Below are 14,253 nucleotides of genomic sequence, written 5' to 3' on the forward strand. Positions count from 1 at the left end.
ATCCATGGGCGGGGGTGGACAAGGGGTGGCGGTACGTGCGCGCGCTGCTCGCCGAGCGCGTCCCTGGAGCGAATCGTGTACGGGGGCGGGCAGCGGGGGGCTTCCCGAAGAATCTGCTCCCCGCCGGGCCGGATCGGTACGCGTCCGCGACGGCTCGCCTCAACCGCGCGGCGGGGACGCGGGGACCTCGTACCGTACGAGCGCCCTGGCGAAAGGCTCGCCACTGCGCCGGGCGTACGTCATCCGCTCGCGGACCTCGCTCAGGGTGCGGGGACGGTAACCGGGCCCGCCGCAACAGCTCTTGTGGAAGCGGATACCGGCGTGCAGAAGCACGGACAACGTCCGCCAGGCGTGGGTGTCCCGGCGGCGGGGTGCGGCGAAGGCTGAGCCCACGTGGATCAGCGGCTGTGCGCAACGGGGGCAGATCCGCTCCCTGTCCCTGTCGTAGGGCTGCTTGTACGAGGCCCGGCAGGGCAGGCAGACGTAGGAGGTCTTCGCGTGGGCCATGTCGGCATGGTAGGTACGGCTCGAGCGGATCTCGACGGGATTTCGGCACGGTATGCGTCAGCAGGTCGACTCTCGCTCGGTGCGCCCCGGTTCGTTGCTGCCGGTGCGTCCGCGGATCGGTGAGCCGGGCCCTCGTCGTCCTCAGTCGCGGTGCAGCACGACCTTGAGGGCGCCCGTCGTGGTGCCGTGCGCGAAGACGTCGTAGGCGTGCTGCATGCGGTCGAGGCCGAAGGTGTGGGTGACCAGGAGGGGGACCGCGAGGTATCCGACGCGTACCAGCTCCAGCAGCCAGGGGATGGAGGACGTGTCCACCTGGCCGGGCGACGACCGTCCCGGGCTGCCGAACGGAGAGGGTGTCGCTGCTCATGATTCCTCCCTCGGACAGGACGAGGTGTGTCGCACCTCAACGCTGTCACCGGCGGGGGCCGGCGAGCAGGGCCACGCAGGTCCCGGCCGAGGCCGAAGGTCCCGCGCGGCGCGCGCCGCAGGTGTTCCGGGTGTGCACCGGTCGGCCCTGTCGCCCGCCGGTCACCCGCGGGACGCTGGAGAGGTCGGCGAGACTCCGGGACGCCACGGGCGTCGATCCACCGAAGCGGTGAGTACGCATGTCCCACGTGACGACGACGGACCTGTACGAGGTGACCATGGCCCTGTCCTACCTGCGGGAGGGCATGGACCGGCCCGCGACGTTCAGCCTCTTCGCACGGGACCTGCCGCCCGGGCGCGGCTTCCTCGTCAGCGCGGGACTGGAGCCCGCGCTCGACCACCTCTCCGGCTTCCGCGTGACGCCCGCCGACGTGCGGGACTTCGCCGCCGCGCTGGGGCGGCCGCCCGACGATCTGGAGCCGCTGCTCGGCCTCACCTTCCGCGGTGAGGTGCGGGCCGTCCCCGAGGGCCGGGTGGTGCACCCGGACGAGCCGCTCCTGGAGGTGACCGCCCCCCTGCCGCAGGCGCAGCTCGTCGAGACGTACCTGCTGAGCCTCGTCAGCCACCAGACGGCCATCGCCTCCAAGGCGGCCCGCTGTGTGCTGGCCGCCGCGGGCCACCCGGTGGTCGACTTCTCCCTGCGGCGCGCCCACGGGCCCGAGGCGGGCATGCAGGCCGCCCGGGTGGCGGGCATCGCCGGGTTCGCGGGAACCAGCAACGTCGCGGCGGCCGGCCGCTACGGCCTCCGGGCGTCGGGGACCATGGCGCACTCGTATGTCGAGGCCTTCGACGACGAGGAGGCCGCTTTCCGGGCCTTCGCCCGCACCCATCCCGGTCCCGTCACCTTCCTCGTCGACACGTACGACACCGAGCGGGGCGTGCAGGTGGCGGCCCGCGTCCTGAAGGACCTGCGCCGCGGTGCCGGTTGCGCGATCCGGCTCGACAGCGGCGACCTCGGCGAGCTGGCGCGCGCTGCCCGCGCGGCGCTGGACGACGCCGGGCTGGACGACGTGGCGGTCATCGCGAGCGGCGGCCTGGACGAGTACGGGGTCGACGCCCTGGTCCGCGCCGGCGCACCCATCGACGTGTACGCCGTCGGCACCCGCGTCGGTACCTCGGCCGACGCCCCGTACCTGGACTCCGCGTACAAGCTTGTGGAGTACGACGGCCGGCCCGTGATGAAGCTGTCGTCCGCCAAGGTGACGCTTCCCGGCCGCAAGCAGGTGTACCGCACCGCGGGAGAGCCGGACTGCGTCGCGCTGTGGGACGAGCCGGCCCCGCCCGGCGCCGAACCGCTGCTGCGCACGGTCATGCGCGACGGGTGCAGAACCGGTCCGCCGGACACCCTCGCCGCCGCCCACGCACGCTTCGCCGGCGACGTGGCGGCACTTCCGGGCCCGGCGCGCCGCATCCGTGAACCATGGTCGCCCCGGCCGGTGGTGTCGCCCCGGCTCGCGGAGCTGACCGACGACACCAGGCGCCGCCTGCGCGCGCGGGTCACCGGCGCGGCCACGGCGGACGCCTCCTGAGGAGTGACCGACATGACGACCGTTCCCCTGTTCGCACCGGTCCGGGTGGAAGCCCGGCTCGACCGGCCGCTGTCGCGATGGCTGTGGCTGGTGAAGTGGATCCTGGCGATCCCGCACTACGTCGTGCTGTTCTTCCTGTGGATCGCGTTCTGCCTGACCTCCGTCGTCGCGTTCTTCGCGATCCTGTTCACGGAGCGCTATCCGCGGCCCTTGTTCGACTTCAACGTGGGTGTCCTGCGCTGGACATGGCGGGTGTCGTACTACGCGTACGGGGCTCTCGCGACCGACCGCTATCCGCCGTTCACCCTGGCGGACGACCCCGACTACCCGGCGAGGCTCACGATCACCCACCCCGACCGGCTGTCCCGCGGTCTCGTCCTGGTGAAGTGGTGGCTGCTCGCCCTGCCGCACTACCTCGTGATCGGCTTCTTCCTGGGAGGCGTCCGTCTCGGACTGTGGTCGGGCGGTCTCATCGCGGTCCTGGTCCTGATCGCCGCCGTGGTCCTCGCCGTGCGTGACCACTACCCGCGGGACATCTTCGATCTGATCATGGGACTCAACAGGTGGGTGCTGCGGGTCGCCGCCTACGCGGCTCTGATGACGGACACCTATCCCCCGTTCCGGCTCGACCAGGGCGCTCGGGAGCCCGGTGAGGACGTATGGCCATGACCGGAAACGTCACCGTGGGCTTCGACGGCTCCCCGGAGAGCGTCGCCGCCACCCGCTGGGCCGCCCGGGAGGCACGTCTGCGAGGCGCACCGCTGTGCCTCCTCCACGTCGCCCGGTCGCCCGCCACTCCCGAGGTCCCCTGCACCGTCCGGGGCCGTCGAGCGCATCGACCGCCGCCCTGCTCCGGCAGGCGGCGAAAGAGGCCGAGCGGGACCACGAGGGCCTCGTGGTGACGGTGGAGGAGCGGACCGGGCGCCCGGCGGCGGAGCTGGCCGGCGCCGTCGACGACATCGGGCGGACGCAGCTGCTCGTCCTCGGCTCGCGGGGCCTCGGCTCCCTCGCGGGCTTCGTGCTGGGCTCCGTCGGTCTGTCCGTCCTGCACGACGTCCGTCGCCCGGTGGTGTACGTGCGGAGCGCGGAGCCCGCCGGGGCGGGCGATGCCGTGGCGGCCGGGCCGGGTGCGGCCGGTGACGTGGTTCTCGGGCTCGACCTGGAGCGCCCCGCACCGCCGGCCCTGGAATTCGCCTTCCGTGAGGCGGCCCTGGGTCACTCCGCTCTGCGCGTGGTGCACGCCTGGCACATGCCGGTGGGCTTCGGACAGGCGGAGATCATGGACCCCGGCCTCGTGCAGGAGATCGGCGACGGCACGGAACGGGAACTGCTGACGGTGCTCGCCCCCTGGACGGAACGGTTCCCTTCCGTCAAGACCACGGCCGAGGCCGTCATGGGCTCGCCCGCGGTCCAGCTGGTGTACGCCTCCGCCGGCGCGAGCCTGCTCGTCGTCGGGCTGCTGCTGCGCGGGCACCCGCCGGGCGGGCGCGTCGGTCCGGTGACGGGGGCCGTACTGCACCACGTGAGCGCTCCCGTCGCGGTCGTCCCCCACGGCTGACGTCCGGTGCGCACGGGCCGTCGCGCGGCATGCGTACCCGGGGCGGTGCCTCCAGACTGGTGGGGAGGAGTGACGGCCGGGGCGAGCCGGCTCCACGGCCCGCCCCTCGAGGGAACAACTCGAAGGAGTCGGCCATGACCACCGCGCGAGACATCATGCACGCGGGTGCCACCTGCGTCCAGGAGAACGAGACGCTGGATGCCGCGGCGCTGCGGATGAAGGAACTGGACGTCGGGGCCCTGCCCATCTGCGGGCCGGACGACCGCCTGCACGGCATCATCACGGACCGCGACATCGTGCTGAAGTGCGTGGCCAGGGGCAAGGACCCGCGGACCATGACGGCGGGACAGCTGGAGCAGGGCAAGCCGATCACGATCGATGCCGGTGCCGATGCCGACCAGGTCCTCGAGACCATGCAGGAACACAGGATCCGACGGCTGCCCGTGACCGACGACCACCGGCTCGTCGGGATGATCAGTGAGGGGGATCTCGCGCGTTGCCTGCCGGACGAGAAGGTGGGACACCTGGTCGAGGTCATCTGCGCCGGCTGACTGCCCGGGTCGTGCGGCGTCGCCGGGGGCGGTGCCGGGGCACGCGGCCTCGCCGTGCATGCCCGGGTGCGACCGCCGCCCGCGCGCCGGCTTGCGGACGGGGGTGCAACAGGACCGGTTCGTCCGGTGGCGGGGCCGGCGGGTTCCGGGACGGCGACCGCTGAGGGCCCGGTCGCCCGTCCGGCGAGGCAGTGCCGGCCGTCTCTCCCGGCGCCCGAGCCCCCGCGGCGGCTCGGGCACCGAACGGCCGTGCCGGGACCCGTCGGCGCGGATCCCGGCACGGCCGTGTACGGCGGGCTCAGCGACGGCGGCGTGAGCCCCCGCCGGCGACGGCGGCCTCACGGCGCCTGCCCATCCACATGAGCGCCGCGCCGCCGAGCAGCAGCAGCGCTCCTGCCGCGGACGGCCACAACTCGGCGCCGGTGGACGCCAGTCCGCCCTCCGCGGCCTGCGAGGCACCGGCCCCGTTGGCCACCGGCTCGTTCGCCGGCGGCTCCTGCCCGGCGGGAGAGCCGGCCGGGGACGTCCCGGCGTTCTGCGGCTGCCCCTGGGCGTCCTCGGCCGCGGGCGTCGCGGGCGCTGCGGGCGTCGCGTCGTCCCGGTCACCGGCGGCGCCGGGGTACGCGCTCGCCGCGGCCTTGGGCCTCGGCACCTCGGGCGTACGGGTCGGCCGGTCCCCCTGCGCCGGAGCGGCGGGCGGCGCCTCCGGCTGCTCACCCCCGGCAGCGGGCGGTGCGGCCGGTTCGGCCGGTTCCGCCGGTTCCGCCGGGGCCGCGGGCGGCTCGGTCGGCTCGGCCGGAGCGGCGGGCGGTTCGCTCGGCTCGCCACCGGCAGCGGGCGGTTCGGCCGGCTCGGTCGGCTCGGTCGGCTCGGTCGGCTCGGCAGGCTCGGCAGGCTCGGCAGGCTCGGCAGGCTCGGACGGCGGCTCGGTCGGGTCGGCAGGCGGCTCGGTCGGGTCGGCGGGAGGGCTCGGCTCGCCCGCGCCGGGGTCGGTCCCGTCGCCGGGCCCGGGCGCTTCCTGACCGCCGTCCGCGGGCGGCGGCGCGTCGCCGGCGGCGCCGTTGGCGCAGGTGCGTCCTTCGTTGATGCAGTCGACGAGGTCCTTCATCAGCGCGTCGTCGAAGACGTTGATGAAGTCGCCGTGGTCGGTCACCGGCTTGTGCAGCTGCTCCGGGAAGGAGTCGAGCGCGAAGACGCTGGACCTGTCACCGTCGAACACCGGCGGCGGCACGTCGTAGACGATCCGCTGGACGAGCTGCGGAATGGCCCGGAAGCCCTCCGGGCAGTTGCCGTTCCCGTCGGCGAACGCGACATGCGTGCGGTGGTTGGCGCTGTCGGTGTTCTGACCGTCCCAGCAGCTCTGGAACTTGAACGACCGGACGACCTTGCTGCCCTCGGGGCAGATCGGGTACTTGTCCTTCAGCTGACGGTCCTCGAAGCCCGTGCAGCTCCAGGAGGCGTTGGCGTTCGCGTTCCCGTTGACGAAGGCCTTGGCGTCGCCGGTGATGATGCGCAGGAAGCGGGGCATGGCCGTGACCTTGGAGACCGGACTGCCGACGAAGTTCAGTGTGACCTCGGAGGGTGTCCTGATCTCGCCGACGTTCTTGTCCTTGCCGCCGCCGTCCGCGCCGGCGTCGTTCTCGTCCTGGCCGTTCTGCACGCGCAGGACGGGCCAGTAGTACGTCGACTTGTCGCCCTGGTTGCGGCAGGTCGTCCGCCCCTTGGCGAGGTCGTCGTCACTGGCGAACGCGTCGTTGGCCTGGTTGCCCACGTAGTCGTGCATGTGGTGGGCACCGTTGCGCACACCGGGCGCGACGATCACGTTGTCCGGGTTGAACTTGCCGCTCTCGTTCACCCCGCAGTCGGTGGAGAAGACGCCTCGCGAGGCGCCGCTCTGCTGCTGCGGCCGGCGGGTGTCGGGCTGGACGCTGCGGATGTCGGCGAAGTCGCCGGCCACGGGCCCGTTGCCCGCCTGCCCGGTGGCGCCCCGGCCCTGACCCTGGCCCTGGTCCGGGGCCTGGTCCTGGCCCTCCCCCTGGTCCTGCTGTTCGCCGGTGCCGGCCCCGGCGCCGTCGGCGCTGTCCACCTTCAGGGTGCACGCCGCCATGTCCCCGAGCCCGTCCGGCTGCTTGCCCGCCACCCGTCCGATGGCCTCGGCGATCCGGTCCAGGCCCGCCGCACGCTGGTTCTTCAGCGGGTCGAGAACCGCGTTCCGGGCGTACTCGGGATCCTTGTCGATCTGCTCCTTCACATCCACGAACCGCTGGTACGCCTCGGTGATCTGGCTGTCCAGCGTGGCCAGCTCGCGGTCGACCTCGGGCCTGGCGGCCTCGGGAACCTCCGGCAGCCCGTTCGCCACCTCCGGGCAGTCGAGGGTGGACGCGGTGGGACCGGTGCTGCGGGTCCGCTCCGCATCGCCGCCCAGCCAGCTCTCGCCCGCGGACGCATAGGAGTTGACCGCGATCAGTCCACCCCCTCCCAGCATCAGCGCCATCGAGAGGACGGCGCTCCTCCTGCCTCGTTTCGAACGTCTTCGCTGCGCACGTGTCATCACAACTCCTAGCCGCATACGGGGCGTCGTCCCTCGCCACGCACTTGTCCGTGGGGGAAGCGCCGCCCTCCATACGGATGGGGCACATGATCTGTTCAACGAGTGCGGAAAGTTTTTCCCGGCGGCGCCCGGAGCGGCGTCCCGGCGCGGCGTCCCGGCGCGGCGTCCCGGCCCGGCCGGGCGGCCCGGCCGGGCGGCTCAACCGGGCGGCGGCCCGAGGGGGTTGCGCTCCAAGGCCTTGGCGACGCCGTACAGGTTGGCTGCCATCGCCCGGCCCGTACGGTCCGACCAGTCGTGGCCGCGCTCGTCGTCCAGGTAGTCGGGGCCGGCGCCCGGGCCGAGGTGCCAGTAGGTCCACGCCTGGCCGGGGACGGTGTAGCCGATGTCTCCCAGGGCGCCGGCGATCTCGCTGATCACGTGGTGGGCGCCGTCCTCGTTGCCGGTGACGACGACGCCGGCGACGCGATTGTACGCCACGGGCCGGCCCGCGTCGTCCGTCTCGGACAGCATGGCGTCCATCCGCTCCAGCACCCGCTGGGCGACGGAGGAGGGACGGCCCAGCCAGGTCGGCGAGGCCATGATGAGGATCTGCGCGTCGAGGAGCATGCGGTGCACCTCCGGCCACTGGTCGCCCTCGCCCTCGTCGCCGGTCACTCCGGGTTTGATGTTCAGGTCGACCGCGCGGACGAAGCGCACCTCCACGCCCTGGTCGACGAGTTGGCGGGCCACGACGTGTGCCAGCGCGTGGGTGTTGGACGGCTCGGGCGACGGCTTGAGCGTGCAGTTGATCACCAGTGCTTTCATGTCGTGCCGCGTACCCCGTACCCGCAGGTCGAGACCGCTCCCGGACCCCGATCGAGTGAGCATGAAAGCGCCCGGACGGGGCAACCGGTCCCCCTGAGAGGTGGAGGGTGCCATGACCATGACGGAGCAGTCGGCCGGGACGCAGGGGGCGGATGCCAGACCCTGCGCGCAGTGCGCGTGTGCGGGCGGTGCCGCGAACGGGCCCGCCGTGGAGCCGCCGGAGACGGCGCGGGAACGGGTCAACCGGCGGTGGAACGAGATCCTTCAGGAGACCCGGGTCGCCCAGACGGGTGTGCAGATCCTCTTCGGTTTCCTGCTCAGCGTGGCCTTCACCCCGCTCTTCCGCGACCTCGGCACCTTCGACCGGGTGGTCTACGTACTGACGGTGGTCCTCGGGGCGGCGGCCACCGGTTCGCTGATAGCACCCGTCTCGATCCACCGCTTCCTGTCGGGGCAGCGCATGAAGGACGAGGTGGTGGAGGCCGCGAGCCGGCTGATGATGTGCGGGATGGTGCTGCTGGCGCTGACCATCGGGTGCACGCTCCTGCTCATCCTCCACGTGGTGGTGCCGGGTCTGCTCGCGGAGGTGCTCGTCGCCGGCGTCATGCTGTGGTTCGGCCTGTGCTGGTACGCGCTGCCGCTGTGGCTGCGCCGCCGGGGCGGCGGACGCCCGGACGGCGACCGGGACTGACGCGCCCGGGCCGCCGATAGCGCCCGGATCTCCCCGTGCCGAGGGCGCGGCCCACTTCCCCGGGCCGCGCCCTCAGCGCAGGCTCATGGCGAACGTGACGGTGCTCCCCGCCGGCCCCGAGACCACGGCGAACCGGTCGGTGATCAGGCGCGTGAGCCACAGGCCCCGGCCCCGGGAGGCGCCGTCCAGGCCGGGGGCGAGGTCGGGGATGACGTCCTCGGAGAAGCCCGGCCCCCGGTCCGTGATGCGGCACTCCAACTCCTTGCCGGTCCGGGTCAGTTCCAGCAGCCCGTGACCGCCCGCGTGCTGGACGACATTGCCGGCCACGGCGTCCATGGCCACGACGAACTCCCCGCGCCGGGGCTCCGGGAGTCCGGACAGCGCCGCGCAGCTCTCCACCAGGACGCGCAGTCGCGGGATGTCCGCGCCGCCGAAGCGGCGGCGCAGCAGCAGTTCCTCGCCGATGCCGGGCGGACCCCCGGCGGATTCCACGGTCATGCCCTACCCCGCCACCGTCACGTCGAGGGCGGCGGGGTCCGCGCCGAGACGACACAGCAGGTGTGCGTGCCGTTCGGAGCAGCGGATCCGTACGGGCCGGTGGGCCGGTGCCCGGCCGAGCAGGAGGACGAGCTCCGTGGCGGACTCGGCACCGAGGAAACCCGTGCGCAGCAGGTCGACCGTGCGGGGGCCGGCCGGCGGTTCGGGGCCGCGGAGCAGGGCGGCGAGGGCACGGGTGAACTGTCCGTGCGTCGCCAGGTCCGCCTCGCCGATGACGTGGAGCGTGCCCGCGCCGTGCCGGCACCGCAGGTGTCCGAGGCGGGGCAGCAGGTTCTCGGGGTGCGCCCGGCCCATGGCCCGCAGGACCGGCTCGGGGAAGGACCGCCGGTCGTAGGCGCAGACCTCGCTGTAGAAGCCGTCCGCGAAGAGGTGCCCGGCCCGGCGCTCGCGGTCCATCATCATGTCGAGATCGGCGCCCAGGTCGGCGACCCAGCCCATGTCGATGTACGTCCGCAGTCCGGTGTACCCCTCGGCACGGGCGGCCCCGGACTCCTCGACGATGCGCTGCCACTGCCGGTCGGCGGTGAACCGCCGGTCCGGCAGGATCAGTTCCCGCATGCTGCTCAGCTCCAGTTGCGCCCTCTCGTACCCGGACGCGGCCAGCAGCGCGTGGGCGCCTTGCAGTCGCGACCGGACCTGCGTCTCGGTCAGACGCGGCGGTCCGAAGACGATGACCTTCTCGCCGCGGGCCAGGCCGGACCAGACGAACGCGGCCAGCACGTCCCAGCCGGGTGCATCGTCGTCGTAGCACAGGAAGGCGTGGTGTCCGGGGCCCATGCGCTGCACGGGAAGCGTCCCGGGATGGTGCTCATCGTCGGCGAGCACGCCCATCTCACCCACCCCCGTGTAACCGCCGTGTGGCGCTACGTTACCAATCTTCGCGGGCTCTCACTGCCGCTCCTCGGCGTCCGGGTGCCTCTCGCGCAGGGCGTCGCCGGGAATCGGACCCTTGGGCGCGGCCGGCGCGGGCCCTTCCGCCCGCTCGGCGGGGTCGTCCTCGTGCTGCCGCCGGGACTTGCGCTTCTCGTCCTCGAGCCGCTTGCGGACCTCTTCGGGCTTGTCTCCGAGCTGGTTCACGTCCCTCTCCGTCTCGTCAGGGCGGGATCCGGACGTCCCGCTTCCGCCGTCAGCGTCACACAGACCCGCGCCGCCCGCATGCGGCGGATCCGCCGCCCGCGGACCGGGGCACCGCGCGGGGAGGCGGGGCGGCGGGGCCGGGCCCCGCCGCCCCCGGCGGGGAGCGGGAACGGCGGCGGGCGGCCCGGGAAGCCCGCCCGTATTGGTCCGGACCTTTGTATTGCCGCGTGGTTCGCCCGGGCGTCAAGCTGCGGGTATGGAACTGGAGTTGCGGCACCTCAGGACGATCAGGGCCATCGCGGACGCCGGCAGTCTCACCAAGGCCGCGACGGCCCTGGGCCTCGCGCAGCCGGCGCTCAGCGCCCAGCTGAAGCGGATCGAGCGCTCGCTGGGCGGTGAACTCTTCGAGCGCGGACGGCAGGGGGTGCGGGCCACGGCACTCGGGGCGCTGGTGCTGGACCGTGCCCGGCTCGTCCTGCCGGCCGTGCTCGAACTGCAGGAGGAGGCCGTACGGTTCGCCCGGTCCGGGGCGCCGGCCGGTGCGGGGAGGCGTTCCCTGCGCATCGGGGGGACGCACGGGCCGCTGCTGGGCGGGCTCGTCGACCGGATCGCGTCGCGCGACCCCGGTGTGGAGGTGGTCACCCACACCTCGTGGTCCGAGCGCGAGATCGCCGCCTCGACCCTGGAGGGCAGGCTGGACTACGCGTTGATCGGCACGTGCGGGGAGAGCCCGCCGCCCGAACCCGGCCGGCTGGTGTGGACGGAGGTGGCGCGCGACCCGGTGTTCGTGATGCTGGCCGCCGGGCATCCGCTCGCCGCCCGGCCCCGCGTCGAGCTGGGCGAGCTGGCCGGGGAGGCGTGGACGGACGTGCCGGGCGACGGGTGCTTCGCGGACTGCTTCGCCGCCGAGTGCGCCCGTGCCGGGTTCGCGCCGGTCTCCGTGTACGAGACGGACATCGCGTCCTGCGTCCACCTGGTGCAGGTGGGCCGGGCCGTGGGCCTGTGCCGGGCGACGTTCCCGGACACCCCCGGCATGGTGACCCGGCCGCTGGCGGGCACGCCCCTGGTGTGGCGGCACCTGCTCGGCCGGCACCCGCACGCGGCCGCCGCGGTGGACGCGCCGCGCATGACGGGCCACCTGCGCGCGGCCCACCGCGCGGCGGTGGCCCGCAGCGGGAGCTACACCCGCTGGCTGGCGGCCCGCCCGCCATCGGAGGACGGTGACGCGGGCGGGTGACGCCGGACGGGGACGGGTGAAGCGGGAGGGGCGGGAGGGGCGTGGCGGGCGGAGCGGCGCGGGGGCGCGCCGGGGCTGGGGGTGCGGATGCGGGTGCGGGTGCGGGTGCGGGTGCGGGCCATAACGCGGTGCAGGGGGCCGGCCGGGATCTCCCCCGGGGCGGGTCGCCGTCCCTACCGTTTCGGAGCAACTCCCCACCCCCCACCTCCGAGACCGAGGAGCCACTCCATGTTCCACCGACACGCCAGAGCCGCGTGCGTGGGCGCCGTGACCGTGGGCGCGCTGGTCCTGACCGCCCTGCAAGGGGCCTCGGCCGCGACGCCCGCCCCGGCGGCGCGTTCGGCGGCCACCACGCTCGCCGTGTCCGCCGTGCAGCCGGACGTACTGCGCGCCATGCAGCGGGACCTGGGGCTGACCGGGGCCGAGGCGCGCGTCCGCCTGGCCAACGAGGCGGAGGCGGGCGCGACCGCAGCCCTTCTCCGGCAGCGGCTGGGCGGCTCGTTCGCGGGCGCCTGGGTCGAGGGGGACGTGTCGTCCGTCCTGACCGTCGCCACCACCCGTGCCGCCGACGCGGCGGCGATCAGGGCGAGCGGCGCCGAGGCCGACGTCGTCACGCATGGCCTGGCGCAACTCGACCGTACGAAGGCCGCGTTGGACCGGGCGGCCCGTACCACCGCCACCACCGGCGTGCCGGTCTGGTACGTCGACGTCCGCACCAACTCCGTGGTGGTGGGCGCCGCCGACCGGGCGGCCGCCGCCGCGCTGGTGGCCCGGGTGGGCGAGGCCGACCGGTCGCGGATACGGGTCGTCCCGACGCGGGAACGACCGCGCCCGCTCTACGACATCAGGGGTGGTGACGCGTACTACATGGGGGGCTCGGGCCGCTGCTCGGTCGGCTTCGCGATCACCCGCGGGACGCAAGCCGGCTTCGCGACGGCCGGGCACTGCGGCCGGGCCGGCACCACCACCACCGGCTACAACCAGGTGGCGCAGGGCTCGTTCCAGGCCTCGACGTTCCCGGGCCGGGACACGGCCTGGGTGGCGACCAGCACCAACTGGACGGCGACCCCGTACGTGAAGGGCGCGGGTGGCGCGAACGTCCAGGTCACCGGCTCCGTCCAGCAGCCCGTCGGCGCCTCGGTCTGCCGCTCGGGCTCCACCACGGGCTGGCACTGCGGCACCATCCAGCAGCACAACACCAGCGTGACCTACCCGGAGGGCACCATCAGCGGGGTGACCCGCACCTCGGTGTGCGCCGAGCCCGGGGACTCCGGCGGCTCGTACATCTCCGGCACCCAGGCGCAGGGCGTCACCTCGGGCGGGTCCGGCGACTGCCGCAGCGGAGGGACGACGTACCACCAGCCGATCAACCCGCTGCTTCAGGCGTACGGGCTGACGCTGAGGACGACCACCGACCCCGACGACCCGGGCGACCCGGGTGAGCCGGGCGGCACGTGGGCCGCCGGCACCGTCTACCGGGCGGGCGACCAGGTCACGTACGGCGGTGCGACGTACCGCTGTCTGCAGGGCCACCAGGCGCAGGCCGGGTGGGAACCGCCGAACGTCCCGGCGCTCTGGCAGCGCGGCTGAGGGTGCGCGCCGCGCCCGTCGGGGCGCCGGGCCGTGGGGGCGCGTGCCGTGACCGGCGACGGTCACGGCACGCGCGTACCCGCGGCCGTACCCGTGCGTCCGCGGCCGGGAGCGCGGCACCGGGCGGTGTCAGCGCCCCCGGTCGCGGCGCTCGCGTACCGCCCTCATGTACGCGACGACCGCCGATGCCTTGTCGAGGAGCCAGACGGCGCTCAGCGAGAAGAGCGCGAAGCAGAGGAAGAACGCCACGACCGCCGACAGGAGGAGGAGTGGCAGGAAGGAGGACGTGGCGCCCCGGAACAGCGGCCCCGCCGCGCCCCCGGCCGCTCCCACGACGGGGACCAGCACCGCGACGAGCACGACGCGGCCCCGGCGGGGCTGCGCGTCGTCGTCCTCGGGATGCCCGTCACCGTCCTGGTGCCACGGGTCCCGGTCCGGGTGGTCGCTCGGTCCTTCGCTCACAGTGATCCAGTGTGCGGGGTGGGCCGTCCTTCCGGTAACGCGTATCAAGCTCTGGATTCGCTCAAGTGCTCTCGCCCCGGGCCGGCCGGTGTGGTGCGATGCGGGCAGAGATCACGGAGCGGGGGGTGCGATGACGGCACGGGTGAGGTCCCGGCTGGTGGCGGCGGGTGCCGCGGCCGTACTGCTGGGGGCGGGCAGCACGGCGTCCGGCGCGGCCGCCGGGGGCAGGGCGCTGGAGGGCGGCGGCGAAGGGCCGCTGTACACCATGGGGTTCGAGACGTTCGCGGCGGGCAAGGGCTACTGGTTCACCTGCCCACGGCTGACCAACCGTTCCTCCGAGCCCGTCGAGGTGCTCGGGGCCGAGCTGGCGGGCCCGCCGGCCCAGTGGCGGACCGGAGAGGTCCGGGCGGTCGACTGGGGGGGCGAGTCGGTGGGGATGGGGGCGTACGACGAGGACTTCGCCACCACGCCGGTGATGCGGGAGGACCACTCCGGGCGGCCGGTGCGCATCGGGCCCGGCGAGCTCAGCACCGTCACGTACCTGGTGCGCGCCGAGCCCCGGTCGAAGTCCGCCGCGGGCCGGGCGGCAGGCTGCCGGATCACCTACCGCTCGGCCCACCGGGTGTACGTGGAAGAACTGGGCGCCGACTTCTTCCTCGGCCCCATGCGCGGCTGAGGCGGCCACCCGCGGGCCGGGCGGCCACCCGCACAT

The 14,253-nt window shown here is 74.1% G+C and carries 15 protein-coding genes and 2 pseudogenes; 9 read left to right on the plus strand and 8 right to left on the minus strand.

Features of this window, described 5'->3' with window-relative positions; genetic code table 11:
• Positions 1–159: 159 nt before the first annotated feature.
• Together A4V12_RS11840 and A4V12_RS34775 are read right to left on the minus strand one after the other, a co-directional pair.
• Entirely contained in the window at positions 160–507 is a 348-nt protein-coding gene (locus A4V12_RS11840) for a hypothetical protein (protein ID WP_064069261.1), read from the minus strand.
• Between the two features lie 141 nt (positions 508–648).
• Positions 649–831, minus strand: a pseudogene (locus tag A4V12_RS34775) (alcohol dehydrogenase); the annotation flags it as partial.
• 281 nt (positions 832–1,112) lie between these two features.
• Between A4V12_RS34775 and A4V12_RS11845 the strand changes: the two are divergent.
• The 5 genes and pseudogenes from A4V12_RS11845 to A4V12_RS11860 all read left to right on the plus strand — a co-directional run bounded on the left by A4V12_RS11845 (position 1,113) and on the right by A4V12_RS11860 (position 4,571).
• Positions 1,113–2,462 (plus strand): nicotinate phosphoribosyltransferase, encoded by a 1,350-nt coding sequence (locus A4V12_RS11845; RefSeq protein ID WP_064069262.1) that lies wholly within the window; start codon positions 1,113–1,115, stop codon positions 2,460–2,462.
• A gap of 12 nt (positions 2,463–2,474) precedes the next feature.
• The gene (locus A4V12_RS11850) at positions 2,475–3,131 is read left to right on the plus strand and encodes a DUF4389 domain-containing protein (RefSeq protein ID WP_064069263.1); all 657 of its coding nucleotides are present in this window, start codon (positions 2,475–2,477) and stop codon (positions 3,129–3,131) included.
• Positions 3,128–3,205, plus strand: a pseudogene (locus tag A4V12_RS39465) (hypothetical protein); the annotation flags it as partial. The gene A4V12_RS11850 and the pseudogene A4V12_RS39465, both read left to right, overlap by 4 nt.
• A 20-nt stretch (positions 3,206–3,225) precedes the next feature.
• On the plus strand, positions 3,226–4,020 hold the full coding sequence (locus A4V12_RS39470; protein WP_159028859.1) for a universal stress protein: 795 nt from the start codon (positions 3,226–3,228) through the stop codon (positions 4,018–4,020).
• A 134-nt stretch (positions 4,021–4,154) separates the two neighbouring features.
• Positions 4,155–4,571, plus strand: coding sequence for a CBS domain-containing protein (locus A4V12_RS11860; RefSeq protein ID WP_064069264.1), 417 nt, complete (start codon positions 4,155–4,157; stop codon positions 4,569–4,571).
• A 298-nt stretch (positions 4,572–4,869) separates the two neighbouring features.
• Here the strand turns inward: A4V12_RS11860 and A4V12_RS11865 are convergent, their stop codons facing one another.
• A complete protein-coding gene (locus A4V12_RS11865) occupies positions 4,870–7,065 on the minus strand; it encodes a DUF1996 domain-containing protein (RefSeq protein ID WP_234372149.1) in 2,196 nt (731 codons plus the stop codon).
• Between the two features lie 255 nt (positions 7,066–7,320).
• Positions 7,321–7,926 (minus strand): flavodoxin family protein, encoded by a 606-nt coding sequence (locus A4V12_RS11870; RefSeq protein ID WP_064069265.1) that lies wholly within the window; start codon positions 7,924–7,926, stop codon positions 7,321–7,323.
• A 112-nt stretch (positions 7,927–8,038) separates the two neighbouring features.
• On the opposite strand from A4V12_RS11870, the gene A4V12_RS11875 reads away from it, so the two are divergent.
• On the plus strand, positions 8,039–8,617 hold the full coding sequence (locus A4V12_RS11875; RefSeq protein WP_064069266.1) for a DUF6328 family protein: 579 nt from the start codon (positions 8,039–8,041) through the stop codon (positions 8,615–8,617).
• A 72-nt stretch (positions 8,618–8,689) separates the two neighbouring features.
• Here the strand turns inward: A4V12_RS11875 and A4V12_RS11880 are convergent, their stop codons facing one another.
• From A4V12_RS11880 to A4V12_RS11890, 3 genes are all read right to left on the minus strand, one after another.
• On the minus strand, positions 8,690–9,115 hold the full coding sequence (locus A4V12_RS11880) for an ATP-binding protein (protein WP_064069267.1): 426 nt from the start codon (positions 9,113–9,115) through the stop codon (positions 8,690–8,692).
• Between the two features lie 3 nt (positions 9,116–9,118).
• A complete protein-coding gene (locus A4V12_RS11885; RefSeq protein WP_159028860.1) occupies positions 9,119–10,000 on the minus strand; it encodes an MEDS domain-containing protein in 882 nt (293 codons plus the stop codon).
• A gap of 63 nt (positions 10,001–10,063) precedes the next feature.
• Positions 10,064–10,252: a hypothetical protein gene (locus A4V12_RS11890; RefSeq protein ID WP_064069269.1), complete on the minus strand. Its 189-nt coding sequence runs from the start codon at positions 10,250–10,252 to the stop codon at positions 10,064–10,066.
• A 256-nt stretch (positions 10,253–10,508) separates the two neighbouring features.
• Between A4V12_RS11890 and A4V12_RS11895 the strand changes: the two genes are divergently transcribed.
• Together A4V12_RS11895 and A4V12_RS11900 are read left to right on the plus strand one after the other, a co-directional pair.
• Positions 10,509–11,489, plus strand: coding sequence for a LysR family transcriptional regulator (locus tag A4V12_RS11895; RefSeq protein WP_064069270.1), 981 nt, complete (start codon positions 10,509–10,511; stop codon positions 11,487–11,489).
• Between the two features lie 228 nt (positions 11,490–11,717).
• Positions 11,718–13,079, plus strand: a complete 1,362-nt coding sequence (locus A4V12_RS11900) for a carbohydrate-binding protein (RefSeq protein ID WP_064069271.1) — start codon at positions 11,718–11,720, stop codon at positions 13,077–13,079.
• Between the two features lie 129 nt (positions 13,080–13,208).
• Here A4V12_RS11900 and A4V12_RS36445 read toward each other — a convergent pair whose 3' ends face one another.
• Positions 13,209–13,541: a hypothetical protein gene (locus A4V12_RS36445; protein ID WP_064069272.1), complete on the minus strand. Its 333-nt coding sequence runs from the start codon at positions 13,539–13,541 to the stop codon at positions 13,209–13,211.
• A 130-nt stretch (positions 13,542–13,671) separates the two neighbouring features.
• On the opposite strand from A4V12_RS36445, the gene A4V12_RS39475 reads away from it, so the two are divergent.
• The gene (locus A4V12_RS39475; protein ID WP_064069273.1) at positions 13,672–14,217 is read left to right on the plus strand and encodes a hypothetical protein; all 546 of its coding nucleotides are present in this window, start codon (positions 13,672–13,674) and stop codon (positions 14,215–14,217) included.
• The last annotated feature ends 36 nt before the right edge of the window (positions 14,218–14,253 follow it).

The organism is Streptomyces noursei (assembly GCF_001646665.1).
Classification (GTDB): Bacteria; Actinomycetota; Actinomycetes; order Streptomycetales; family Streptomycetaceae; genus Streptomyces; species Streptomyces lavendulocolor.

Coding starts and splice junctions, on each gene's coding strand:
- A4V12_RS39475 (WP_064069273.1), top strand. CDS start 13,672: ATGACGGCACGGGTGAGGTCCCGGCTGGTGGCGGCGGGTGCCGCGGCC.
- A4V12_RS11850 (WP_064069263.1), top strand. CDS start 2,475: ATGACGACCGTTCCCCTGTTCGCACCGGTCCGGGTGGAAGCCCGGCTC.
- A4V12_RS11895 (WP_064069270.1), top strand. CDS start 10,509: ATGGAACTGGAGTTGCGGCACCTCAGGACGATCAGGGCCATCGCGGAC.
- A4V12_RS11845 (WP_064069262.1), top strand. CDS start 1,113: ATGTCCCACGTGACGACGACGGACCTGTACGAGGTGACCATGGCCCTG.
- A4V12_RS11900 (WP_064069271.1), top strand. CDS start 11,718: ATGTTCCACCGACACGCCAGAGCCGCGTGCGTGGGCGCCGTGACCGTG.
- A4V12_RS11870 (WP_064069265.1), bottom strand. CDS start 7,926: ATGAAAGCACTGGTGATCAACTGCACGCTCAAGCCGTCGCCCGAGCCG.
- A4V12_RS11875 (WP_064069266.1), top strand. CDS start 8,039: ATGACCATGACGGAGCAGTCGGCCGGGACGCAGGGGGCGGATGCCAGA.
- A4V12_RS11860 (WP_064069264.1), top strand. CDS start 4,155: ATGACCACCGCGCGAGACATCATGCACGCGGGTGCCACCTGCGTCCAG.
- A4V12_RS11880 (WP_064069267.1), bottom strand. CDS start 9,115: ATGACCGTGGAATCCGCCGGGGGTCCGCCCGGCATCGGCGAGGAACTG.
- A4V12_RS11840 (WP_064069261.1), bottom strand. CDS start 507: ATGGCCCACGCGAAGACCTCCTACGTCTGCCTGCCCTGCCGGGCCTCG.
- A4V12_RS11865 (WP_234372149.1), bottom strand. CDS start 7,065: ATGGCGCTGATGCTGGGAGGGGGTGGACTGATCGCGGTCAACTCCTAT.